Here is a 22,122-nt window from a genome sequence, read left to right as displayed (position 1 = left end):
CGTGCGCCTGCGATCCGGATGGGCGCGGGACGGTCCGCCCCTTTCAAGCTTTTCAAGCAGAGCGGCGCCCGGGCAGCCCACGGCCGTGGGCTGAGAGCGAGCGCAGTGCCAGCAGCAGGAACCCGATGTCGTCGAGATAGACGGGGTCGGGGATCAGGTCGACGGGACATACGGTGTAGATCGCCGCCGCCCACACCAACGCCTTGTTCCGCAGCGGGACCCCTGCGTCGATCAGCAGCTTCCTTGCCCGGATCAGCCGGATCAGGAGGACGCCGGCGACCCCCATGGTGAGCAGTGCGGCAACCACGCCGACGAAAAGCCAAGCCGTGAGGTCCATGGGCTGATCATCCATCCTTATCCGGATCCCTGAGCCCGCCTGCGGGTGCGGCGCTTCAGCGCACGCCGTTCGGCCTCACCCAGACCGCCCCATACGCCGGCGTCCTGACCGTGCTCCATGGCCCACTCCAGACACGGCTCCCGAACCGGGCATCCGCCGCACACCGCCTTCGCTTCTTCCGTCTGCACGAGCGCCGGGCCGGTGCTTCCGATGGGGAAGAACAGGTCGGGGTCCTCGTCACGGCAGGCCGCCTGCATGCGCCAGTTCTCCATTTGCCTCACTCCCGATGGTTGTCCTCGTTCGGTTGGTACGTTGCGGGTGACCTACAACAGGCCCCTGAAACCCCATTTGCTTCTGCTCACCGCGATGCCCACCCTCGTACAGGTGCAGCGCGCATCCTGCGCCCAGGCCAATCGTCGCCAAGCCGCAAAGTCGGCCGGCAGGTCGCGGGTCAGCTTCACCCTGCCGTGCCCGACTCGACCGATCGTGGACGCGCTGACGTACAGGCCGGACACTGTGCGCAGAACCCTGGCGAAGCTCATCCAGTCCAGATTTCGGTTGGCAGGCATGCGAAGGAGGGCAGCCTTGACGCTCGGCTGGTAGTGCTCGTGCGATCGTGGAACCCGGACGGGCACCGTGCGCTTCTCCTGCGGCAATGACCGGACCTACCGGAGCAGTTCACTTCTGCCCTCCGGAGGCAGGAAGACCGCGTGGTCAACAAGTTGAGGGATCAGCTGCCCGGCCGTCGCTCCGACCCGTCGGGAAAGCAGGCCGGACTTGAGCCAGGAAGGAAGGGGCCGCGACAGCCTGCGTCCCGGCGCCTGAACGTCTCCGAACAAGACGGATGGCCCACTGCCTGGTGGGCCCCCGCCGCGTGAGAACGCGCTGCTCAGTTGCGTCGTGCTGCCCATACGCTGCGCTCGGTGCGTACCGTCAGGTCGTCGCGGCGCAGAATGCTGCGAGGGCTGTCCGTATTGACCAACTGGTCGAGAGCGGTCAGGTCTTCGACCGTCAGCGCCTCGGCGACGCTGCCGCGCATGCGGCGCAGGCTGCCGAGTGCGTAGCGGCCGACTGCCTCGGGGTGGGGCGGGCCGAGGTTCACGGTGATGGTGCGTTCGCCCTCGACGGTGAAGCCGGCGGCGGTCAGCTTGGGCCCCCAGTCGGCGCCGCGGTGCGGCATGTGCTCGGCATGGTGATGGTCGAGTGCGGCATGGCAGCGTTCCTCGAGTCCGGGCCGGTCTTCTGGCGCGTCCTCGGGCAGGAATCGCGGGAAGCCTGCCAGTTCGACCACGGCGAACAGCCCGCCTGGCACGAGCGTGTCGTGGACCTGGCGCAAGATGCGGTCAGGGTCGGCCATGTGGTGCATGGAAGCTGACGCCCACACGAGATCGGGCGTGCCGAGGTCGGGCCAGGCAGTGTCGAGGTCGGCCTGAACGGTATGCACCCGGCCGGCCAGGCCTTCCGACTTCGCCTTCTCGAGCAGGCGATGCAGGTGGCTGGTCGAGGTGTCGACGGCGGTCACCTCGGCATCGGGGAAGCGCTTGAGCAATGCGAGAGTGCCGGCTCCGGTCCCGCTGCCCAGGTCCACCATGTGACGGGGGGCGGCTTTGACGGGCAGCCATGCGGTGATGGAGGCGATGTGCTCGGCGAGCACTTCCGCATCGAGGTCGAGGATCTCCGCCTGGCCGTCGGCGTCCTGCTGCTGTACGTGCTGGTGGACCGAGTGCGCGCCTTGGTCGTGCGCTGCGTGCGGGGATCTGTGTGTCATGGCACCCACGCTAAGAGGATCACAGGCGTCCGGCACGGTCGCTTCCCGAATGCGCAAGATGATGGCTGCTCGGACTGCTGAAATGGCAAGCGACTCTCGACCTGAGGCAAGGAGAGGCGGCTGCGTGGCGCTCACATCACTGCGACGGGCGACCGGCGTCCCTTGCGCTCTCGCCACTTTGGTGCCCACGGCGGGCGTCGCGGTCGAAGATGCCCAGGATCTCGCACGGGCCGCCCTCTGCGCCGATGGCATGCGGAAGCATCGTGGGGAACTCCGCGGCCTGATTGGTCTCTACGCGAAAGCGGCGGTTGCCCAGCAACAGGATCGCGGTGCCGGAGAGGACAACGAGCCATTCGTGGCCGGGATGGGCACGCATGCGCGAAGGGCTGTCGGGCGGCGGATCCGTCATCCGCTGACGCACGACCGTCATGCCCGGGTCCGCCCGGACAGGCCATCGCATCAGCTGGTGGGCCGCGTCGATCATCGGGCTGGAGATGACATCGTCTGTGGCCGTCTCGACGAGCTGATCGAGCGAGGTGTCCAGGGCGCGGGCGAGGGTGACGAGCTGGTCCAGAGCAAGGCGGCGCTGACCGGTCTCGATCCGACTGAGCGTGGAGGGACTGAGCCGGGCTCGGGCGGCCAAGTCGTCAAGAGACCAGCCTTGTGCCACCCGCAGCGCGCGGATCCGTTTGCGTACCAGGCTGTCGAGCCCACCGTCATCTTGCGTCATAAGCAATATTGTATGCCTCATACGCAAGCTGCGCTCGGTGTGAACACGTGAGGGCCCGCTCGGGCCTTGCTCACCATCTGGAAAGGCGACGCGCGGACTCGTCACAAGACCGTTGAGCACCGCACACAGCGCTTCACGAGACGCCCGCGTTCCAGGTCGGACCAATGCCGGTGAGTTAGCGCGTCGGTGCAGGTCAGGCACTTGATAGTGCGGGGTTTGGTTGGGAATATCCCCTGGTGACGTTGCGTGATCCGTCACTTCTGGTGACGTGTCGGCGGAGGCCGGGACACGGCAACGGAGTTCCCGGTAGGACAGAAGATCGACCAAGATCCGACTGTCCGCGAGGGAACTCCGTTGGGTACTCAGTGTGCCATCGTCCGCATGTCGTCTGCCATCACCGAGGGCAGCCAGGCCCCGTTGAACAGGCTGGTGACCCCCACGGACCGGCGCTTTGGCGAGCACGTCCGTCTCGGCGTGTTGACCGAGGAGATCAGCCCTGAACTGGTTGACGAGGTCGTGGAGTTGACCGGCTGCGGCGAGCGTCGCCGCCGGCTGTTGCCCGCCCGGGCGGTGGTCTACTTCATCCTGGCGTTGTGCCTGTTCAGCAGCTCCGACAGTGCCGGGCCGCCGGGATACCGGTCGGTCCTGCGCACGTTGACGGAGAAGCTGCGGCATCTGCCAGGCCTGTGTGTGCAGCGCTTGCCCACCAGCTCGGCCCTGACACGGGCCCGGCAGCGGCTGGGCGACAAGCCGCTGCAGGCGCTGTTCGAGCGGCGGTGCGGCACGCTGGCCACGACCGTCACTCCGGGCGCGTTCGCCTTCGGGCTGCGGCTGGTCGCCTGGGACGGCACCGCGCTGGATGTCCCCGACACCCCGGCAAACGCTGCTGAGTTCGGTTTCACCGGCAAGGGTGGTGTCAACCAGAGCGGACACCCACAGGTCCGCCTGATGGCCCTGACCGAATGCGGCACCCACGCCCTGGTCGACGCGGCCTTCGACGCCGTGGCCAGGTTCAGCGAGCACAAGCTCGCCCGCCGGCTGCTGGCCTCCCTGCGAGGGGACATGCTGCTGCTGGCCGACCGCAACTTCGCCGGATACCAGCTGTGGGGCCTGGCCCGCGCCACCGGCGCCCACCTGGCCTGGCGGATCAAGAAGAACCTGGTCTTCGTGCCGCTGCGGGTGCTGTCCGACGGGTCCTACCTGTCCATCATGCGCACGCCCGCGGAGAACATCCGCCACGGTCAGGCCCGCGCGGCCGGACGCACCCTGACCGAGCCGCCCCGGGGACACCTGGTACGGATCATCGAGTACACCGTGACCATCCACCCACAGGCCGGCCCACCCCGCACCGAGACGTTCCGGCTGGTCACCAGCCTGCTGGACCACCGCCTCGCCCCGGCCCACCAGCTGGCGAGGGCATATCACCAGCGGTGGGAGATCGAAAACGGATTCGCGGAACTGAAGAACCGCCTGCGCGGCGCCGGATTCATCCTGCGCTCCAAGGCGCCCGAGCTGATCTACCAGGAGATCTACGCCCTTCTCACCGTCTACCAGGCACTATGCGCACTGCAGACGCGCGCGGCAGAACACGGCGGGACCGATCCTGACCGGATCTCCTTCACCGTCACGGTGCAGCTCGCCCGGCTGGCCGTCGCCGCCCAGGCCGCAGCCGACGTCACCACACTGGCCGCCGCCCGCCGCGAAGCCACCACAGAGCTCTTGGCCGCCCTCCTGCCGCCCCGGCGCAACCGGCAGTGCCAGCGCATCAAGAAGCCGTCCAAGAACACCTTCGAGGTCAGAAAACGGGACCAGACCCGCACTCCCAGTAACGTCCGCTACACACTCAAAGTCACCAAGCACCCCACCTGACCTGCACCGACGCGCTAACTCACCGGCATTGCAGGTCGGACGGAGTTTTTCGCCGGGCACAGACCATGACATGCCTGCCGGCTCACGGCTGCCATGGCAGGTATATGCGGCCGGCAGGCGACCATGGCAGCCCAACAGCATACTGAAGAAGGGGAGAACGAATGGCGGACTCGATCGCCAACGTGTCCGGGGTGTGCCGTGAGAGAACCGGGGATCGACTACCACGCCATCTTCGAGGCGTCACCCAGCGCAATGCTGGTGCTCAATTCCGTATTCGTCATTCTGGACGCGAACCCCTCTTATCAAAATCTGGTCGGTCGCACCCGCGACGAACTCATGGGCCAGTACGTGTTCGACGCCTTCCCGCAGGACGACGAATCCGAAATGGAGGACCAGAAGGCGTCAATGCGCCGGGTGCTGGAGAGCCGCGCCCAGGACGTTGCGGGCCCTATCCGCCACGACTTGGAGGAACCGGACCGGCCGGGAGTGTTCGCGGAGCGCTACTGGAGCCCGATCAATGCCCCCGTCCTGGACTCCGACGGGCAGGTCGCGCTGATCGTGCACCGCCTCGAGGAAATCACCGACCTCGTCCGCGCCGGGGGCCCGGACGCCGATCACCGGCGTCGCCAGATGAAACTCGAGCTGTACGCCCGCTCCCGCGAATTGCAGCAGGTCAACGAGCGACTGCGCCAGACCAACGCCCGCGAACGGCAAATCGCCCTCGCGCTCCAGGACTCGATGCTGCCCGCCCCCCAGGCCCTCGCCCGCCACCAGGCAGCTGTCCGCTACCGCCCCGCGATCCACACCCTCAACGTCTGCGGGGACTGGTACGACGTGACCCAGCTCTCCAACGGCAAGTACGCCGTGGCCGTCGGCGACGTCGTCGGGCACGGCCTGGCCGCAGCCGGCGTCATGGGCCAGCTGCGCAGTGCCCTCAGCGCCGCCATCCGGGTCGTGGGCGGCCCCGCATCGGCACTCGACGGACTCGACCTGTACGCCCGCTCCGTGGACGGCGCCCTGTCCACCACCGCGGTGCAGGCCATCATCGCCTGGGCCGACCACCGCATCACCTACAGCAGCGCCGGCCACCCGCCCCCGGCCCTGGCCGATCCCGACGGCAGCGTGCGCTTCCTGGACCAGGCGACCGACCCGCCGTTGGGGGCCAGCCTCGAACACACCCCCCGGCCCCAGGCCTCCACCACCTACGCCGACGGCGCCGCCCTCGTCCTGTACACCGACGGGCTGATCGAGCGCCGCGGGGAGGACATCGACCAAGGCCTGCAGCGCCTCGCCGACCATCTCGCTCGCCACGGCAACGGTCAGGTCGAGGCACTGGCGGATGAACTCATCGACCTCAGCTCCGCCACCGATGACACGGCCGTGGTCGTCGTCCGCCTGTGACCTGGCCGGCGAACGCCGGCCGATCCCACCCGCCTCTATCCCACTGAACAACCACCCGGCCTGGCCCGTTCAATGTCCGCGGCCGGATACGGTGTCCGCTTGCTCACCGTCAGCAGGCGGTGGTGGAACCCGTCCAGCACGACGGCAGCCCGGGCGTGCCGGTCGATGATCGCGGCGATCGCGGGCGGGACCGCCTCGGACCTTTCGCCCGCAATCCAGTTGCGCAGAAAGGCCTCGTGCTCCAGCTTGCCGCGCACGCCGTCGGGCAGATGGTGGCGAAGCAGATGGTTCGCGATGTAGCAGCGGTCATACGCGAGATGGTCGGTGAGGAACTCGGCCTCATCCTGCGAGAGTTCGAACCCGGAGCTCAGGGCGAGGCCGAAGTCGGCGAAGTAGATCAACCGGCCGTCGGTCAGGATGTTGTTGAAGTGGGCATCGAAGTGAACGAGTCCGCGGGAGCTCATGAAGGCGGCTCCACGCGTCAGGGCTTCCTCCGCCCACATGTACGTCGGGCCGTCCTCGCCTGCCCTAGTTGCCTTCCGCTGGTCGCCCAGCCAGACAGAAAGTGTGTGCGGGACGTGTTCCAGGAAGATCACCAGACTGAAGGAAGACCGGCCGATGGCCTCCAGCCGATCACGCACGGCTGACGAGCCCTCCCAGTGCGCGACCGCCCCGTCGATGCCCCCGAGAGCGTCGGCGAATCCCAGGGGCGGGACGTCCGGCAGGACCCGCCAGTGGTACATCATTGGAAAACCCGCGTACTCGTTGCCGAGGACCCAGTTGGTGGTCATCGTGTGCACGGCCAGCTCGCGCCAGGCCCCGAAGCCGGCTGAGCCCGCCCCGTACTGATAGAACATCGGCAGCCCGAAGAGGTTCGCTGTCGACCGTGCGTTCTCCGACCGCATCTCGATGTCCGTCAGAGGGACTCGCTTGACGAAGACTCGGGCCCCATCGACCTCGAGCTCCGCCGTCCTGCCCCCGATGCCCGACCCGAGAGGGGTGGCTTCGGCCACGACTTCGCCGAGTCGATGGTCGCTCATCAGCGACAGGTGCGTGGAAACGGATCCGTACGTGGCCAGGCGTGCGACATGCCGAGGGTCCGGGTGGTCCATCGACGACTCCTCAATACCCGAACCAACAGCCCCAGCGATCCCGTGCATGCGATCGACCCTATCTCTGACAGCCGGCCGGCATCCTGAGCACCGATGTGTCACGGCCCGACGAACCAAGAAGTCTCAACACGCAGAACCCCGACGGTTCACCGCGCTCCGCTGTGACCGCCGCGCACTGCCGATCGACCTGAACGGGGGCCGTCGGATGCGACGGCCCCCGTTGCTGCTGCCCGGCGTGTCCTGGGATGCCGGCCCCCGGACGGTCGGCGCGACCGTGCCGCTAGCCGGCGTAGGTCTCGTACTCGGCGATCTTCGGCGTGCCCGTCGAGCTGACGATCTCGAAAGTGATCTTGCTCAGCGAGGTCCGGGGAACCGCAATGACGCCCGCACCGCTGCCGGAGGTCAGGACTGCGCCGGTGTCGCCGTTGATGACCCTCCACGATCCGATGCTGCCCGCGGACCCTGACGCCTCCCGGATGTTGATCCTGGATACGGCGGTGGCGGAGGCCCACTTGATCGAGATGGAACCGGTCGAGCCGGCCGGAGACCAGAAGGTGCTCATGTCACCGTCCCGCACGTTGCCGAAGCTCGTCCCGCTGGCCTTGCTGGAGCCGTCGGAGCCGGCGCCGATGCTGAGGTTGGTCCCGCTGGGCTGGGTGGGGTCCGGCGTGGGAGTGGTGGGGTCGGGCGTGGGGGTGGTCGGTGTCGGTGTCGGAGTCTGCGGCGAGCAGTTGCCGCTCGATACCTGCAGCCCCTTGTTGGCCCCTGCCGTCTGGGTCACGATGTCCGGCACGCAACTGGCCGCATCGAGGATGTAGGGGTAAGGGATGCTGACAGTAGTGTTGGACTGGGGGTTGGGGCCGGCAGGGTTGTTCTCGCTGCCGGGGCTGGACCAGGTCACGTTGTCGAAGGTGTTGCCGCTGACCTGCCAGTAGCCGGCCGCGTCGGTGTAGAAGGTGCCCAGGACGTCCTTGGAGTCCTTGAAGTAGTTGTTGTCCACCTTGGCGCGAGCCCCGGCTCGGGAGTTGATGCCGGATTCGTTGAGCTTCACGTAGTAGTTGTTGTAGATGTGGGCTATGCCGCCACGCAGCAAGGGGGTGCGGGAGTCGATGTTCTCGTACAGGTTGTGGTGGTACGTGATGAAGCCGTTCGAGAGCTCGGTCTCACTGGACCCGACGAGGCCCCCGCGGCCGGAGTTGCGCAGGATGCTGTAGGACAGGGTCACGTACTGGGTGTTGTCCTTCATGTCGAAGAGGCCGTCGAACCCTTCCGACTCCCCGCCCGACGCCTCAAGGGTGGCGTGATCGACCCAGACGTTGCGGACGTCGCTCTCCATGCCGATGGCGTCACCACCGTTGGACGTGGGCGAGCCGGACTTCTTGACGTTCCGGACGGTCACGTTCTGGATGATGATGTTGCTGGCCTCGCGAATGTGGATGCCCAGCTGGTCGAAGACCGCCCCGCTGCCGACACCGACGATCGTGACGTTGCTGATCTGCTTGAGCTCGATCACGCCGTCGGCGGTGTTGCAGCTGTCGCCCGACACCTTGGCGGTGTTGCCGTGATTGATGATCCCCTCGACCTCGATGGTGATCGGGGTACTGCTGCTGGCCCGGCCGCACAGGGCCGCATGGATCGCGGTCCCCGTGGTGGCCCGCACCGTCTGCCCGCCCGCACCGCCGGTGGTCCCACCGTTCTGGGTCGCGTAGCCGGTGGCCGTACCGGTTGCTGCCGACGCCTCGGGCATCGACATGACCACACCGGTCGCGGCCGCAAGGGCCATCGTGGCCAGTGCCGCATTGAGTCGCAGTGCGACTGGTCGTCTCATCCTCGCCTCACCTTTCGTTGTCGAATGCTGGGTGTTGCTGCTACGTACCGTGCTCATTTCGGCGGGCCGTCGAGGCTGCCGACCTGTTGCCGGGCAGCTCGCCGGTCGGCCCAGATGTGGGTGGTGAAGGCCATCCCCGATTCCACAGCGATTTCCGTATGAGAACCGAGTTCGTGTATGTGAACAGCGGTGACGGTACGTCACCCGCTTTGACCCGTCAAGAAGTTGAGACGAACGATCAGCCGGCCGGTTACTCCGGGGCGGCGGTGGAGTCCCTGACGACCAGGGAGGTCGCCAGCATGGTCTGGGCCGTTGCCGGTTCGCCGGACGTCTCCAGAGCCTGGATCAGCAGATCGACCGCCGTGCGCCCCGCCGCGGCGGTGGGCATGGCGACGGTGGTGAGCCGGGGGCGGTTCAGCCTGCCGGCGACGGTGTCGTCCACGCCGATCACACTGATGTCCCGCGGCACGCGTACGCTCCGGTCGTCGAGCCCCTCGATGAGCCCGATGGCGACCAGGTCGTTGTAGGCGATCACAGCGGTGGCGCCCGTCCCCAGGACGGCGGGCGTTGCCGCGATGCCGCCGTGTTCCGTCGGCCGATTGGGGCCGAGGACGTCCAGCCGGACCCCCTGGTCGGCGGCGGCCTTCCCGGCGGCCCGTCGCATCTGCGCGCTGGTCCACGAGCTGCGGGGGCCACAGACCAGGGCCAGATGCTCGTGCCCCAGTCCGGCCAGGTGATCCACCGCGAGGGCCGCACCGTTCGCCACATCCATGAGTACGGCGGAGAGCCCCGCCACGGAACGGTTGACCAGGACGAAAGGCAGCTCCCCGCCCAGCCGGCCGATGACGTCGTTGGTCAGCCGGGGGCTGACCAGGATCACACCGTCCACCTGGCGGGCCAGGGTCTGGATCAGTTCCTCCTCGACGGCCGCGTCCTCATCGGTGTCGGCGACGAAGACCTGGTAGCCGCGGACCCGTGCGTAGGCCTGGGCGGCCTTGATGAGCGGCGGGAAGAAGGGGTTGGCGATATCGGAAACGATCAGTCCCAGATTCCGTGTGCGGCCCGTGGTCAGGGCGCGTGCGGTCTCGTTGGGCTGGTAGCCCAGTTCCGCGGCAATGGCGAGCACCCGCTCCCGGGTTTCCCGCTTCACCAGATGGGAGGCGGAGAAGGCCCGGGAGACGGTCGAGACATGAACCCCGGCGGCCTGGGCGACGTCACGGATGGTCATGACCACGGTTGCTTCCCTTGCCCGCCGTAAGCACTGTCGGCCGGCCTCTGCCCGAACCCGGCCGACTCTTCGTCAGGTGCACACACTAGCCCGCACCGACGGCGCCGCCTCCTTCTTACAACCGGTTGCAAAAATGGGCAACGACCAAGGGGCGGAGATGACCGGTCCGACTCCGCACCTGCTTCCACGGACCCCTTGGCGGCAGTCGTGGTCTGTGCCTTGTAGCACCGGAAGTCCTTTCGGCCGGGGGTCGATGGGGGTGTACGAAGCGCGGGGATACCTCGCTCCTCCGGCATGCGGCCCTCAGACACTGGGATGCAACCGGTTGCATTCCGAGCTTGCATCAGAGTGGCGGTGAGTCCTGAGCATGTCAATGCTTTAGTCAACTCCCGTTCTGCGTAGCGTCCTTGTCCTGCGGCAGGAACGCCCCGACGTCTTCGTCACGAGTCGGAGCAGGTGCGGCTCGAGGCTCTCTTCCAGGACGCCATCGACGAGCCCTCCGTGCACGCCCGGCACCGACCTCATCCCACCGCCGTCACGGCCCTGTGGCCGGACGGCCTGCAGCGGCCTCGACACCTGAGCGGATGAACCCGAGGGTCGAGGGTGTCGGCCGCACCGGGGCCGCCTGCTGCTTCGCACCTGCGCAACTGCGCTTACTGGCCCCGGAGATCCCCTTGTGGTTCGTGTGCGGGACGACAAAGGTGCAGTCCGAGCCGCGGGCGCGACGGTGCGCCGATCATCTGATGTCCCACTACCGGGCCTGGGCTGTACCGGGCCGTCGGAGGCACTTGTACATGTCATCACACATACGACGTCGGCCTGCTCGCAGACCCGGACGCGCCGGTCTGTCGGCGCTGCTTGCTGTCACAGCGGCCCTGAGCGTCACCGGCCTGACCTCTCCCGCACAGGCGACCGGGCCGGCCGCACCGAGCGGGGACACCGCGCCAGGTACGGAGACACCCGCCTTGGTGGAGGGACTCGCCGACTCGGTGGACGCGTCACTCCCAGCCGCGACGGCGGCCCGGACCCATTTGGCCGGGCACAAGGACCGCTATCGGATTCTTGCGCCCGAGCGGGATTTGAGCACCGACATCGTCACCACCGACCCCGACGGTTCCGAGACGGTGCGCCTGGATCAGAAGTACCGCGGAGTCCCGGTCCTGGGCGCCCAGTACGTGGTCCGGATGACGCACAGAAACGGCAAGCGGACCGTCACCGGCACTTCCGGCTCCTACTTCACCGCCCTCGACATCGACACCGACAAGGCGACGCTGCCGGTCGGCACGGCCGTGGACGGCGCGGTGCGGCAGGTGCAGGCCGAGCTGGCCAAGGGCGGTTACCGCCCCACCCACGCGAAGAGCGGGGCGGACACCCTGTCCGGCACCGACCGCGGGCTGACCGTCCTGCCCACCGGCAAGGGTGTCCTGACCCGCCACATCACCGTACGGGGCACCGACCCGGCTACCGGCGCGCCGGTGGTGCAGGAGGTCTACGTCGATGCCGCCACCGGCGTCACGCTCTTCGAGTCCGGCGGGCTGCCGACCTTCACGGCGCCACAGCAGGCCGCAGGCCACCAGGGCGGCAAGACCGACAGGCAGACAAAGCCCGGTGAGCCGACCAAGCCCGGGAACGGGTCGGCCGGTGTCACCGGACAGGGCACCCTTCTCAACGGTTCCACCGTTCCGCTGTACCTGACCAAGGACGGTGCCACCGGCCAGTACCTGCTGCGCGACACCGCGCACATGGCCGACGGCAAGCAGCGGGGCGTCATACAGACCTGGGACGCTTCCAGCCTCTGGTACCAGGATGTCTCCGGCGTATGGCCGGAGGGCGTCGTGCCGTTCACCTCGCCCACCCCGAAGATCGGCCCGGAGCTGACCGCGTCCGGTGCGGTCGACGCGCACTGGGCGGCTGGGAAGGTGTACGAGTACTACCACGACACCTTCAAGCGCGACAGCCTCGACGACAAGGGCATGGCGATCAACTCCCTGGTCGGCGTGACCGACTACGGCTCTCCGTTCGTCAACGCCTTCTGGGACCACACCAAGATGGTGTACGGCACCGGCGACGACGAGTACCGTTCGCTGGCCTCGGACCTCGACGTGGTGGGCCACGAAATGACTCACGGCGTGGTGGAGCACACCGCGAACCTTGTCTACGCCGGCCAGTCCGGTGCCATGAACGAGGCCATAGCCGACTACTTCGGCAACGTCATCGACGTCACCGCGAACCACACCCCGATGAGCGACCCCGACGCGGGCCTGATCGGCGGCGACCTGTGCCGAAACCGGACGCCCCGGGAGTGCGCGTTCCGCGACCTGAACGACGGCGCCACCACGAAGAAGTTCCTCGGCCTGCCCCTCGGCTCGGCCTACGACAACGGTGGCGTACACGTCAACTCCACCATCTTCAGCGGCGCGCTGTGGGACATCCGCGAAAGCCTCGGCGGCCCGCTGGCCGACCGCATCGTCTACCGGGCACTGTCCTCGTACGTCGCCCCGCTCGACGGCTTCGACGAGGGCCGGGACACGGTCGTCGCCGCGGCCAAGTCGCTCGGAGTGAAGGGCAGTCAGCTGACTGCGGTGAAGAAGGCCTTCGAAGCCCACGGCGTCGTCCCTGGCTGGGAGAAGAGCCTGGGTCTGGACAGCGACATCCTGGTCGGCAGACTCGGCACCATGATGTCATTCGTCGGCACCGGCAACAGCCCCAGCGCGGGCAACGGGTGGTGGGCGGTCCCCAAGTCCAGCGCCGACGGCACCGCGCCGTACGCCGTGTGGGTCGGCCGCACCGACGGCAAGCGCAAGGCCCGGCAGATCTCCCCGAACGACGGTCGGTCCCACCTCAGCCCGGTCACCGACGGCAAGCGCGTGGTCTGGGTGGCCGTCGGCGACGTCTCCCCCGACGACCCCTACTCCCACACCTACGACATCATGTCCGCCCCGGTCGGCGGAGGCGCGCCGAAGACGCTGTTCAGCACCACCGACGAGATCAGCGGCCTCAGCGTCGACGGTGACACAGTGGCGTGGTCCAAGCGGGACGAGGGAACCGGGCTGCAGCGGGTCTCCTACCTGACGGGCGGCAGCACCACGCCGCAGGTGGTCCCGCTCGGCCGGGACTACAACCAGGCAGTCAAGCCGGCCGTGAAGAACGGACGCATCGCGTACATCCACGACGGGCTGTTCGACGGCGTCTACGGTGTTGTCGTCGAGGTCTACGACATCACGGCCGGCACGACCACGCCGCTGGGCGCGCCCTCGCAGCCGGAGTGGATCAGCTCCCCGGTTGCCACCGCGTCCGGGGTGTACTGGCTCATCGACACCGACTACACCGACGACGACTTCACCACCCTGCGCCGGGCGGACGTCGACGGTTCCGATGTCACCGACCTCATCGCGGAGAAGGGCCCGAACCCGGTCCGCTCCTACGGTCTCACCGCCTCGGAATCCGCCGTCACCCTGACGGTCTACGCCTCGTATTCCCAGGTGTTCGACGACTACAACGACTCCCTCGCGAAGCTCCAGCAGTTCACCCCGAAGGGCGCCCCGCTCGGTCGCGTCTCCTGCAGCCACGGCCAGCAGTCCAATGCGGCGGCCGAAACCGGCAGCCGTGTGCTCTGGATGGACACCACCACCACGGACACCGACCTGGTCACCCGGAACCGCCCGGCAGGCACGTGCGCTTGAGCACCTCCTGCCCGACCAACCGACGGGGTCGGGACCGGCGTTCGCCGGTCCCGACCCCGTCGGCCGTCGGCTCACCGGCAGCCGCATGGGGGCGCAACAGACCGGCCACCGGCTGACACGGCCCGGCGCAGCTCGGGTCCCATGGGTACAAGAGGGGATCCCCGGGCTCCCCACCCAGTCGCGAAAGTCAAAGGGCGCACACCCGAGCCTCTTGAGCGCGTCGGAGGCGGGCTTGTCACCCAAGGGGTGACAAGCCCGCCTCCGACCTGGTCAGCGGATCAGTAGTGGAACCGCTCCAGACCGTTGGCCCAGGGATTTACCAGGTACGCGGTCCGAGTGCCGGGGTCGATGAACAGGCCGCGGCGGCTGGTGAAGTCGAAATTGGAGGTGGTGAGGGTGGAACTCACGAGATTGGCGATGGGGTGTCGTGCCAGCACCTTCCCGGTGTCCGGATCGATGACGGTGATCTCGCTCAGGGCGTTGTTGTCGTCCGTGGTGGCCTCCTCGTACAGGTGGGCGACGAGGGCAAGGTGGTGCTTGGTGTCGAGCGTCGGCCACATAACACCCCTGGTCCCCAGGTCGCCTGGCGCCGAGGTGGCCAGGGCCTTCTGGTCCGCGGACCGCCAGGTGCTCGTGGGGAACTCGCCGCTGGAGTAGTTCGGGGTAGCGGGCCCGGCAGCGACGTACAACTTGTCTCCCTTGCCGTCGGGCAGCAGGCCGGCGGTGCAGGCCGGCATCGTGGTGAGCGGCGACACCACCCGGTTGCCGAGGTCGACCGCCACGGCCCAGTAGGGGACGCGTCCGGACAGGCAAGGCCCCATGGTGCCGGTGGTGGCGACGAAGAACGTGCCCGTCGAGGCATCCACCGAGACGTTGCTGAAGCTCCGTCCCGGATTGGTCTCGTTGATCGGCAGCGGCTCGGAGACCCGGCCCGTGGCCATATCGACCGTCCACAGGCTGGCCACACCGGACACCCCGTCGAACGTCATCACGGCGGCCCGGTGCCGAGCCGGATCGACTGCGCCGCCCTGGTAGGTGACCGATGTGGAGCCGCCTCCCTGGTCGAGTGGGCTCAGTTTCACCTCGGCCCCGGTCGCGGTGTCGCGCAGGTCGACCTGCGGAAGCGCGGCACCGTCGAAGGACTGGTGCGCGATGAGAGTGTTCCCGGTCGTGGGATCGGCCCCCACCACCTCCTGCATCATCGACGTGCCGGTGTCGTGCGACACCTGGGTGCCGAGCTCTCCGTCGGCCAGGGAGTATGCGGTGGTGGCTGAGCTCCGCAGGTGTGTCCAGCCGTCGTCGCCCTGGACGAAGTCGTCGGTGGCCAGCAGCGCCGTGCCGTTACTGACTTCGAAGTTCTCCAGGGTCCCGGAGACCGTGTCGCCGTCGAGGTACTGCACGAACGACGTGGGCGACGCCTGCCCGAGAGGCTTGCCCGCGCGCGTGGCGATGATCCGGACCGGGTACTGCAGGCCGGTGGGCAGGTCCAGGGCCTTGAGGTCGAGGACCGTTCTGCCCTTGACCGACGGCAGGGGCCGGAACAGGGTGGAGGCGTGGTCGACCCCGTTGTCGTCGCGGCCGCTGCCGTTCTGGTTGGTGGCGGTGTTCAGCGCTCCGTACAACGTCGGTGCCGGGGTCAGGAACTCGATCACGGCGCCGTCGGCGTGCTTCACCGAGCCGGCGTCCCACGAGACCGTCAGCCTGGGCTCGGCCAGGGACAGCTCCGCGGCGTGCGCCTTGACGGTGTCCCCGTGGCTCAGCAGCGGTGCCTGCGGCCGTTGGTCCGCGTCGGGCCCGACGCGCAGTGCTCGGAAGTCACCGAAGACCTGACCTCCGTACAGGGTGGTCCCGACGCCGTAGAGGCCGGCGCCGCCGGCCTCGAACGCCGAGGCGGGGATGGTCACCGAGCCCTTGGTGCCGGTGAGCGGGGTGCGCCATGCCGCACGCCACTTGTCGCTGGTGGTGAAGGGAGTCCAGTGGCCGACCGAGGACAGCACCAGTTCCGGGTCGGTCGTGTCGCGGAGGCCGGTGAGGTCATAGTGCACGGTGACGGGCTTGCCGAGCGGGGACGAGCCGGGCACGCGGGGGGCCTGCGGCTGCAGGTAAGTCCCGTCGGCCGCGCCGAAGGTGAGCCTGCGGGCGGCGGAGGCCACCACTCTGCCGTTGTCGAGCGCCTCGAACGTCACCTGCACGCTGCGCGGGCCGGACGACGCGAGCGGCAGGCCTGCCGCGCCGAGCAGTTCGCGCGGCAGGAGGCGCAGGCTGGGCCCGTCGGAGGGGATGCTCCCCTCGTTGCCGACGCGCAGACGGTACGTCAGTCCGTCGTGGGCGCCGGTCAGGTCGAGTCCGAGTGTGATGGGCGAGACGGTGTTCTGACCGGACGGGTTGCCTGAGCCGACTTCGGGCCCGGCCAGGTCGATGGCGGACGGGTCGGTGGCCTCGACGAACGACGTGGTGGGGCTGACCGAGAGGAGCTGACGCTCGGCGACGGACAGACGCAGCGCGGAGGGAGCGATGTCACGGCGCTTGGCGAGCACCCTTTCCACGGCCGCGGTCACGTCCAGTTGCGGGCCCATGTGCAGTTCCCGGTCGGCCTGCGGGGGCTGGGCGAGCGGCCGGCCGGTGGCGACCAGCAGGTTCCGGACCTTGCGCGGGGTGAGCTTCTGCCCGGTGCCCTCGGCGGCCGCCAGCACGTTGGCCGCCGCGGCGGCGATCATCGGTGCGGAGGCCGACGTGCCGCCGTTGAGCACCACGCCCGTGCCGTCGGAGGTGTGGATCAGCGAGGGCAGGTTGTCCCCCGGCGCGGCCAGGTCGATACGGGTGCCGAAGCCCGACGAGTAGCCCGCGGAGCCGTTGTAGCGGGTCGTCGGGTAGACGGCCGTGCGGACGTCGTCCGAGGTCAATGTGTCGTCGACGGTGGTTCCTCCCGCGGCGATCACCCCGGTGTCACGGACCAGCGACGGGGTGGTGGTCGGGGCGACGTCGTCGATGTCGGTCTGGGCGTGGGTGCTCGACGTCAGGTCGGTGGGCGTGCTGCCGCCGTCCGGGCCCACCGACACCGGCAGACCGAGGCGGGTGCCGTCGTTGGACGACACGACCACCACGATGCCCAAGTCGACGATCGAGCGCAGGGTGGCCCTGATCTCGGGGTCGTCCTCCAGCCACCGCGAGGGGAAGCCGATCGACCCGTCGGTGCCGAAACCGAGGCTGGCGGTGATCACGTCGGGACGGGGCTTCTGGGCTGCCGCGGCGCGAAGGGCCGTCGCGATGCCCTCGGCTGACGCCTCCTCCGGGATGACGAGCCGGTATTGCGCTCCCGGTGCGATGCCCAGCAGGTCGGTGGCGCCGCTTCCGGTCGCCTCGGCACGCTGCCGGTCGTGGGGCAGCGGCGCCATCATCGAGAAGTCGAGCAGCACCTCGGCGAGGTTGGGGTCCTGGCCCTCGATGGATCCGGTCGGATCGAGACGGCCCGCGTTGTCGCTGGTGTAGGTGGGAATGAGCGGCAAGGAGGGGTAGTCCAGGTACCGCTGGCCGTGCTGGACGACGGTGGTGGGACCGTAGGTGCGCACGTAGTCGTCGCCCGCGTCCGCCATGGACTGGTCGGTGAGGTCGCCCAGCGACACGTTGGTGACGATCTGCCCCTCGCCGGGCAGCCCGTGGAGGTACTTCGCACTGTCCTGGAAGGCGCCGACCGCGTTGACGCCGCCGGAGTTGAGGTACGACTGGAAGGACGTCGTCAGGCCCTGGTTGGTGGGCAGGCCGTCAAGGGCGGCCGGTCCGGCTGTGCGGGCCCCGGCACGCGAGCCAAGGTCGTCGATGACCGCGCGTACCTCCTCCGGGAGCGGCACGGCCCCGGAGTTCATGGTCTGCGGGCGGACCGCGGAGCGGGCCCCTCCGGACGCGGTGCCCACGCTGTAGGGCGTCAGCGCGGAGGCGTTCGCGCGGCGCTGGATGATCTCGGCGGACGGGGAGAGAGCGGTGCCGAAGCCGCTGCGCCCCTTGGTTCCGGGCACGGGAAATGCCCTGATGGTGCCGTCCTTGCCGGTCAGGGTTCCCGTTCCGTCATCGGACCAGTGCACCACCGAGCCGTCGGCAAGGGTGAGGGAGTGCGCGGCGGGAGCAGAGGTCCACGACTGCGGCGCGTGCGGATCGGCGGCGTGGGCCATGGGAGTTGAGGTGGCTGCGAGCAGGACAGCGGCGAGCGTCATCAACCGGGCTCGTCTGAAACGTAGGGACATGCAACGCCCTTCGAGGATCGTGCGGGGTGACCAACTACGTCTTCGGGACTGGCGGTACGGTGCTCACCTTGACGGCGCCACGTCACGCTGGACAAGATCCAGTTGTCGCGGGTTCGCGCAGTTGCTCACATGCGCGTCCGCTCGTTACCGGCGGACGAAGGCGTAAGCCCGGCCGCAGATCCGCGATGCACAGGAGTGACGGGCTGACTGCGGTCGGTGCGTCGCCCGAAGAGACCGACCGGGCGCCACGGACCCTGGACGACGAGCTCCCGGTCATCCGGATCGAGGGCCGGCCCCCGCGATGGAAGGCCGGACCGCCACGCTCGTTCCTGTGGTCGCTGCCGGCCCGCAGGCGGAGCGAACTGGCCCAGTGAGCTCTGAGTCGGGTGACCCGATGCCCAGGGAAGCGGCGACATCGTCCCCCGCAGAGGCCGGCCCGGCAGCGAGCTCGACCAGTTGGCCACCGGCCACCACCTCGACGGCCGAAGTGCTCAGCGACTGGAGGTGGAGGTCGCCCTTCAGGTGATACGTCCGCCATCGAGGGCGCGGTGAGTGACGAACGATGCAACCAGGTGCATCCTCCCGGGGGGCGGGTTCTGTATGACACCCCGGCCGAAGAGGAAACTAGTCAATAGCCATGAACCTGCCAATCCGCCTGACGGACCTTGCGAATCTCGGAATCCTTCGACTCGCCAGCCGAGGCCCTGTTCTGGTGCGCGAGGTTCGGTGTGGCGTCAGCTCTTGAGCCACACCGAACCCCGCGTTTCAGATCAAGAACCGTCGATCAGTTTCTGTACCTCGGGCGGGAGCTCTGAGCCGGAGTAAGCGGCGAAGAACGTGGCTGTCTTCGGTGTGTCCCCAATGGCGATGGCGACCTTCGGAGAGATGCCGTCCACTTCGTAGGCGGGTCTCCGTCGTAACCGGCTCCTCGCCCTTGTCCTGGCCGCCGGTGTCTTCGCAGGGTGGTTTGGTGGCGGCGCCGAGGCCACCGGCCTCGGCCGACCCGCCAGCCGCGCCATGGCTTTCGAGGTCGGCATGCAGAACTCGGGGCTCGCCGCCTCACTGGCGACCGCTCACTTCAGCCCGCTGGCCGCCCTACCGGCAGCCGTGTTCTCCGTGTGGCACAACATCTCGGGCGCCCTGGTCGCCGCCTGGCTGTCCCACCGGTCACGGCACACTGCGCCGGCACCTGCGGGCGCCGGCCACGCACTGGCCACAACCACGGCCGAGGAAGCCTGACGGAAATTGCCCGGCGGGCCGGCGCCGATTCGCCGGGTCGTTGCAACTCATTTCTGGTTGGGCTTCATGCGTCCGGTCAGACCGCCGACCTCGCTGCGGAGTTGCTGCACGGAGTCGGCAAGGGAGGCCAGGGCGGACTCGATTTCGACCACTACGGCTGCGTGCTTGTCCATGGTGGCTGCGTGCTCCAGCTGTGCCCACACAGCTGCTTCCGCCACCAGCGCGTTGCGCTGGGGACTGGCGACCGGGTGCCGGGATGCTTGGGCGAGCAGTTCGCAGGCCTTCTGGCCGGGGGCGCTGTCGGTCATGGACGAAATCCTTCCAGTGGGCCCACGCCGACTGGCGTGTTTCGGACGGTGGATCTCAAGAGGCGGGTGCCCCTGACCTGTTGAGCAGGTGACCGGCGTGTTCCAGGATCACCATCCTCCGCGCCGCCCCAGCCCTTCGCGGAAGTCGTTGGCGATCTGGTGCAGCGCGTCCTGCCGGTTGACGGGTCCGGGCTTCTACCGGACCCGCAGCACCAGTAAGCCCCTGGTCGCGCCGTGCACAAGGGGATCAAGAGTGTGGCGACCGGGTTGCTGTGCGGGAGGCGTCTCGTCGCGTACCCGAGTGAGCCGCGAGTATGGTGCGCACTAAGCAACGCCGGTGAGCTGCTGCGCCCAGACGGTCTTCCCCTGCGCGTCATAGTGGGTGCCCCAGTTTTCGGCGACAGTGGCAACGATGAACAGCCCTCGTCCTGTCTCGTCAATGGTTCGGGCGTGCTTGAGGTGCGGAGCGCTGCTCACAGCGTCGCTCACCTCGCATGTGAGCATCCCGTCCAGAATCAGACGCAGTCGAAGTGGTGGGGCACCGTAGCGGACCGCATTGCCGACGAGCTCGCTGACGATGAGCTCGGTGGTGAAAGTGCTGTCTTCGTCGATCTTCCAGGCCGCGAGCTGTCGGCGGGCGGCGGCGCGCGCACGGGGTGCGGCTTCGGGGCCGGCCGGCAGGGGCAGGGTGAGGACCTGCTCCGCGGGGAGCGCCTTGGCGCGTGCCAGCAGTACCAGCTTCTCCGTCTCGTAGCGGTCCCTCATCGCGTACGCGAGCACGTCGCAGAGCTCGTCCAACGGCTGAACAGCTCCTTGGTCCAACAGGGAACGCAGGTGCGCGGACGCCAAAAGGATGTCTTCGTTGCCGACTGCCAGGGTGCTTCCTGCGGGTACGTCGACCGTGGTGGCTGGGAACGGGGCCTGGTCGGTGCCGGCGAGTACTGGGCCCGCAGGGACGGACAGGGTGGTCGAGCTGCCGTCGGGGAAGACCACGTAGGGCTCCGGCAGGCCCGCGCGCACAATGGTGCACTGGCGTTCGACCGAGTCGTAGACCGCGATCAGACAGCCGGCGGTGAGCGGCTCACGGTGCAAGGGGTCACCGACCGGGAGCGCCGCGCGTTCGGCGGCCAGGCGGGCGGCAGTGTCACTCAGCCGCGCCATCAGTTCGTCCGGTTCCAGGTCCAAAGCGGCCAGGGACTGGATGACCATCCGCAATTGCCCCATCGTGGTGGCAGTGGCCACACCCAGCCCGGCGACGTCACCGAGGACCAATGCTGTCCGCGCCCCCGCCAGCTCGATCACATCGAACCACGCGCCCCCGCCTCCTCGTCCGGGAAGGTGCAGGTGGGAGACCTCCACCGTTGACGGCGTCGCCGGTCGCTGCGGCAGCAGCCTGCGCTTCACGGTCGCTGCGATAGTCCGCTCTCGCATGTAGCGACGCGCGTTCTCGATGCACAGCGCGGCGTGGGCGCACACGTCGGACGTCAGCGCGAGGTCCTCTTCCTGGAACGGGTCCTCTGCCCCGTGCCGATAAAAGCTCACCACGCCCAACGCCTGGCCCCGCAAGGCCAGCGGAGCGACGATCAGGGAGTGGGCGCCGGAGCGTTTGATGGCCTCCGCCCGAGCAGGATCAGCCGCGAGCCACAAGCTGTCTTCCTCCACCGGGACGACCCGCGGGCGCAGGTCGGCCAGTACGCGCGAGAAGGGGGTTCCGTACGGCAGGTTCCGCACCTCACCCACCGGGTAGGCCGACATCAGCCCGCGAAAAGCAGCCCGCCGCAGGGGTACTCCCGGGTCGACCGGGGCCAGCGGCGGGTCCTCACCACGGAACACGTCCTCGATGACCTCGACCACCGCGATCCCCGAGAACGCCGGTACCACCGCTTTCGTCAATTCCTGACAGACGGCCATGACCTCCAACCGCTCGCCCACCTGTCGACGGACCTCTTCCAGGATCTTCAGGCGCTGGAGGTCGCGCTCGCGGTCGGTGACATCCATGACGGAGGCAACCAGGCCCAGGACCCCACCACTTTCGCTCTCCAGGCGCACGTAGGCGATGGAATAGGTTCTCGGATTGCTGCCGGCGGGCCCCTGCACGGATCGCACCATGCGGTCGAACACCGGCTCCCCGCCTTCCATGACGCTGCGTGCCACTGCCGCTTCCTCCTCAGGGGCAGCAAGCCGGTAGGCCTCGGTGAACACTTGGCCCGGCAGCGAGTCGACCGAGGTGGCGCACATCCCGCGCATCGCCGCGTTCACGCGGACGATGCGCAGTCGGTCGTCCAGGACATGCAGGTGCATCGGCAAGTGAGTGAACATGGACCGCAGCATCGCCAGATCCCAATGTGAACCGGCGTCCACGCCGGCTCGCACCTCCCACG

General features: G+C 68.4%; 15 protein-coding genes and 1 pseudogene. 5 read left to right on the top strand and 11 right to left on the bottom strand.

Annotated elements, in window-relative coordinates:
• Nucleotides 1–52: 52 nt before the first annotated feature.
• From OHA03_RS31885 to OHA03_RS31870, 4 genes are all read right to left on the bottom strand, one after another.
• The gene (locus OHA03_RS31885) at nucleotides 53–337 is read right to left on the bottom strand and encodes a YkvA family protein (RefSeq protein WP_267007171.1); all 285 of its coding nucleotides are present in this window, start codon (nucleotides 335–337) and stop codon (nucleotides 53–55) included.
• Between the two features lie 17 nt (nucleotides 338–354).
• Nucleotides 355–609: a WhiB family transcriptional regulator gene (locus OHA03_RS31880; RefSeq protein WP_267007170.1), complete on the bottom strand. Its 255-nt coding sequence runs from the start codon at nucleotides 607–609 to the stop codon at nucleotides 355–357.
• A gap of 617 nt (nucleotides 610–1,226) precedes the next feature.
• Nucleotides 1,227–2,105, bottom strand: coding sequence for a trans-aconitate 2-methyltransferase (locus OHA03_RS31875; RefSeq protein WP_267007169.1), 879 nt, complete (start codon nucleotides 2,103–2,105; stop codon nucleotides 1,227–1,229).
• A 136-nt stretch (nucleotides 2,106–2,241) separates the two neighbouring features.
• Entirely contained in the window at nucleotides 2,242–2,835 is a 594-nt protein-coding gene (locus tag OHA03_RS31870; protein WP_267007168.1) for a helix-turn-helix domain-containing protein, read from the bottom strand.
• Nucleotides 2,836–3,216: 381 nt separating this feature from the next.
• On the opposite strand from OHA03_RS31870, the gene OHA03_RS31865 reads away from it, so the two are divergent.
• Entirely contained in the window at nucleotides 3,217–4,704 is a 1,488-nt protein-coding gene (locus tag OHA03_RS31865; RefSeq protein ID WP_267000869.1) for an IS4 family transposase, read from the top strand.
• A gap of 198 nt (nucleotides 4,705–4,902) precedes the next feature.
• On the top strand, nucleotides 4,903–6,105 hold the full coding sequence (locus OHA03_RS31860; protein WP_267007167.1) for a PP2C family protein-serine/threonine phosphatase: 1,203 nt from the start codon (nucleotides 4,903–4,905) through the stop codon (nucleotides 6,103–6,105).
• A gap of 35 nt (nucleotides 6,106–6,140) precedes the next feature.
• Here the strand turns inward: OHA03_RS31860 and OHA03_RS31855 are convergent, their stop codons facing one another.
• From OHA03_RS31855 to OHA03_RS31845, 3 genes are all read right to left on the bottom strand, one after another.
• Nucleotides 6,141–7,217, bottom strand: a complete 1,077-nt coding sequence (locus tag OHA03_RS31855; RefSeq protein ID WP_267007166.1) for a protein kinase family protein — start codon at nucleotides 7,215–7,217, stop codon at nucleotides 6,141–6,143.
• Nucleotides 7,218–7,497: 280 nt separating this feature from the next.
• On the bottom strand, nucleotides 7,498–9,045 hold the full coding sequence (locus OHA03_RS31850) for a polysaccharide lyase family 1 protein (protein ID WP_267007165.1): 1,548 nt from the start codon (nucleotides 9,043–9,045) through the stop codon (nucleotides 7,498–7,500).
• Between the two features lie 250 nt (nucleotides 9,046–9,295).
• On the bottom strand, nucleotides 9,296–10,273 hold the full coding sequence (locus OHA03_RS31845; RefSeq protein ID WP_267007164.1) for a LacI family DNA-binding transcriptional regulator: 978 nt from the start codon (nucleotides 10,271–10,273) through the stop codon (nucleotides 9,296–9,298).
• Nucleotides 10,274–11,241: 968 nt separating this feature from the next.
• Here OHA03_RS31845 and OHA03_RS31840 point away from each other — a divergent pair.
• On the top strand, nucleotides 11,242–13,956 hold the full coding sequence (locus tag OHA03_RS31840) for a M4 family metallopeptidase (protein WP_267008236.1): 2,715 nt from the start codon (nucleotides 11,242–11,244) through the stop codon (nucleotides 13,954–13,956).
• A gap of 278 nt (nucleotides 13,957–14,234) precedes the next feature.
• Here the strand turns inward: OHA03_RS31840 and OHA03_RS31835 are convergent, their stop codons facing one another.
• Entirely contained in the window at nucleotides 14,235–18,164 is a 3,930-nt protein-coding gene (locus tag OHA03_RS31835; RefSeq protein ID WP_267007163.1) for a S8 family serine peptidase, read from the bottom strand.
• A 215-nt stretch (nucleotides 18,165–18,379) separates the two neighbouring features.
• Between OHA03_RS31835 and OHA03_RS31830 the strand changes: the two genes are divergently transcribed.
• Complete coding sequence (locus OHA03_RS31830) at nucleotides 18,380–18,568, top strand: hypothetical protein (protein WP_267007162.1); 189 nt, start codon at nucleotides 18,380–18,382, stop codon at nucleotides 18,566–18,568.
• A gap of 396 nt (nucleotides 18,569–18,964) precedes the next feature.
• On the opposite strand, the gene OHA03_RS48065 is transcribed toward OHA03_RS31830, so the two are convergent.
• The gene (locus OHA03_RS48065; protein ID WP_354006159.1) at nucleotides 18,965–19,213 is read right to left on the bottom strand and encodes a DUF6281 family protein; all 249 of its coding nucleotides are present in this window, start codon (nucleotides 19,211–19,213) and stop codon (nucleotides 18,965–18,967) included.
• Between OHA03_RS48065 and OHA03_RS31825 the strand changes: the two are divergent.
• Nucleotides 19,185–19,433, top strand: a pseudogene (locus tag OHA03_RS31825) (bile acid:sodium symporter family protein); the annotation flags it as partial. The gene OHA03_RS48065 and the pseudogene OHA03_RS31825 overlap by 29 nt on opposite strands.
• A 47-nt stretch (nucleotides 19,434–19,480) precedes the next feature.
• Here OHA03_RS31825 and OHA03_RS31820 read toward each other — a convergent pair.
• A complete protein-coding gene (locus OHA03_RS31820; RefSeq protein ID WP_267007161.1) occupies nucleotides 19,481–19,741 on the bottom strand; it encodes a hypothetical protein in 261 nt (86 codons plus the stop codon).
• Nucleotides 19,742–20,065: 324 nt separating this feature from the next.
• Nucleotides 20,066–22,060: a SpoIIE family protein phosphatase gene (locus tag OHA03_RS31815; RefSeq protein ID WP_267007160.1), complete on the bottom strand. Its 1,995-nt coding sequence runs from the start codon at nucleotides 22,058–22,060 to the stop codon at nucleotides 20,066–20,068.
• Nucleotides 22,061–22,122 lie beyond the last annotated feature (62 nt).

Source organism: Streptomyces sp. NBC_00154 (assembly GCF_026342835.1).
Lineage (GTDB): Bacteria > Actinomycetota > Actinomycetes > Streptomycetales > Streptomycetaceae > Streptomyces.
This window is presented reverse-complemented; position numbering and strand designations above follow the sequence as displayed.

Coding starts and splice junctions, on each gene's coding strand:
- OHA03_RS31885 (WP_267007171.1), bottom strand. CDS start 337: ATGGACCTCACGGCTTGGCTTTTCGTCGGCGTGGTTGCCGCACTGCTC.
- OHA03_RS31880 (WP_267007170.1), bottom strand. CDS start 609: ATGGAGAACTGGCGCATGCAGGCGGCCTGCCGTGACGAGGACCCCGAC.
- OHA03_RS31875 (WP_267007169.1), bottom strand. CDS start 2,105: ATGACACACAGATCCCCGCACGCAGCGCACGACCAAGGCGCGCACTCG.
- OHA03_RS31870 (WP_267007168.1), bottom strand. CDS start 2,835: ATGACGCAAGATGACGGTGGGCTCGACAGCCTGGTACGCAAACGGATC.
- OHA03_RS31865 (WP_267000869.1), top strand. CDS start 3,217: ATGTCGTCTGCCATCACCGAGGGCAGCCAGGCCCCGTTGAACAGGCTG.
- OHA03_RS31855 (WP_267007166.1), bottom strand. CDS start 7,217: ATGGACCACCCGGACCCTCGGCATGTCGCACGCCTGGCCACGTACGGA.
- OHA03_RS31850 (WP_267007165.1), bottom strand. CDS start 9,045: ATGAGACGACCAGTCGCACTGCGACTCAATGCGGCACTGGCCACGATG.
- OHA03_RS31845 (WP_267007164.1), bottom strand. CDS start 10,273: ATGACCATCCGTGACGTCGCCCAGGCCGCCGGGGTTCATGTCTCGACC.
- OHA03_RS31835 (WP_267007163.1), bottom strand. CDS start 18,164: ATGACGCTCGCCGCTGTCCTGCTCGCAGCCACCTCAACTCCCATGGCC.
- OHA03_RS31830 (WP_267007162.1), top strand. CDS start 18,380: ATGCACAGGAGTGACGGGCTGACTGCGGTCGGTGCGTCGCCCGAAGAG.
- OHA03_RS48065 (WP_354006159.1), bottom strand. CDS start 19,213: ATGGCGCGGCTGGCGGGTCGGCCGAGGCCGGTGGCCTCGGCGCCGCCA.
- OHA03_RS31820 (WP_267007161.1), bottom strand. CDS start 19,741: ATGACCGACAGCGCCCCCGGCCAGAAGGCCTGCGAACTGCTCGCCCAA.
- OHA03_RS31815 (WP_267007160.1), bottom strand. CDS start 22,060: ATGTTCACTCACTTGCCGATGCACCTGCATGTCCTGGACGACCGACTG.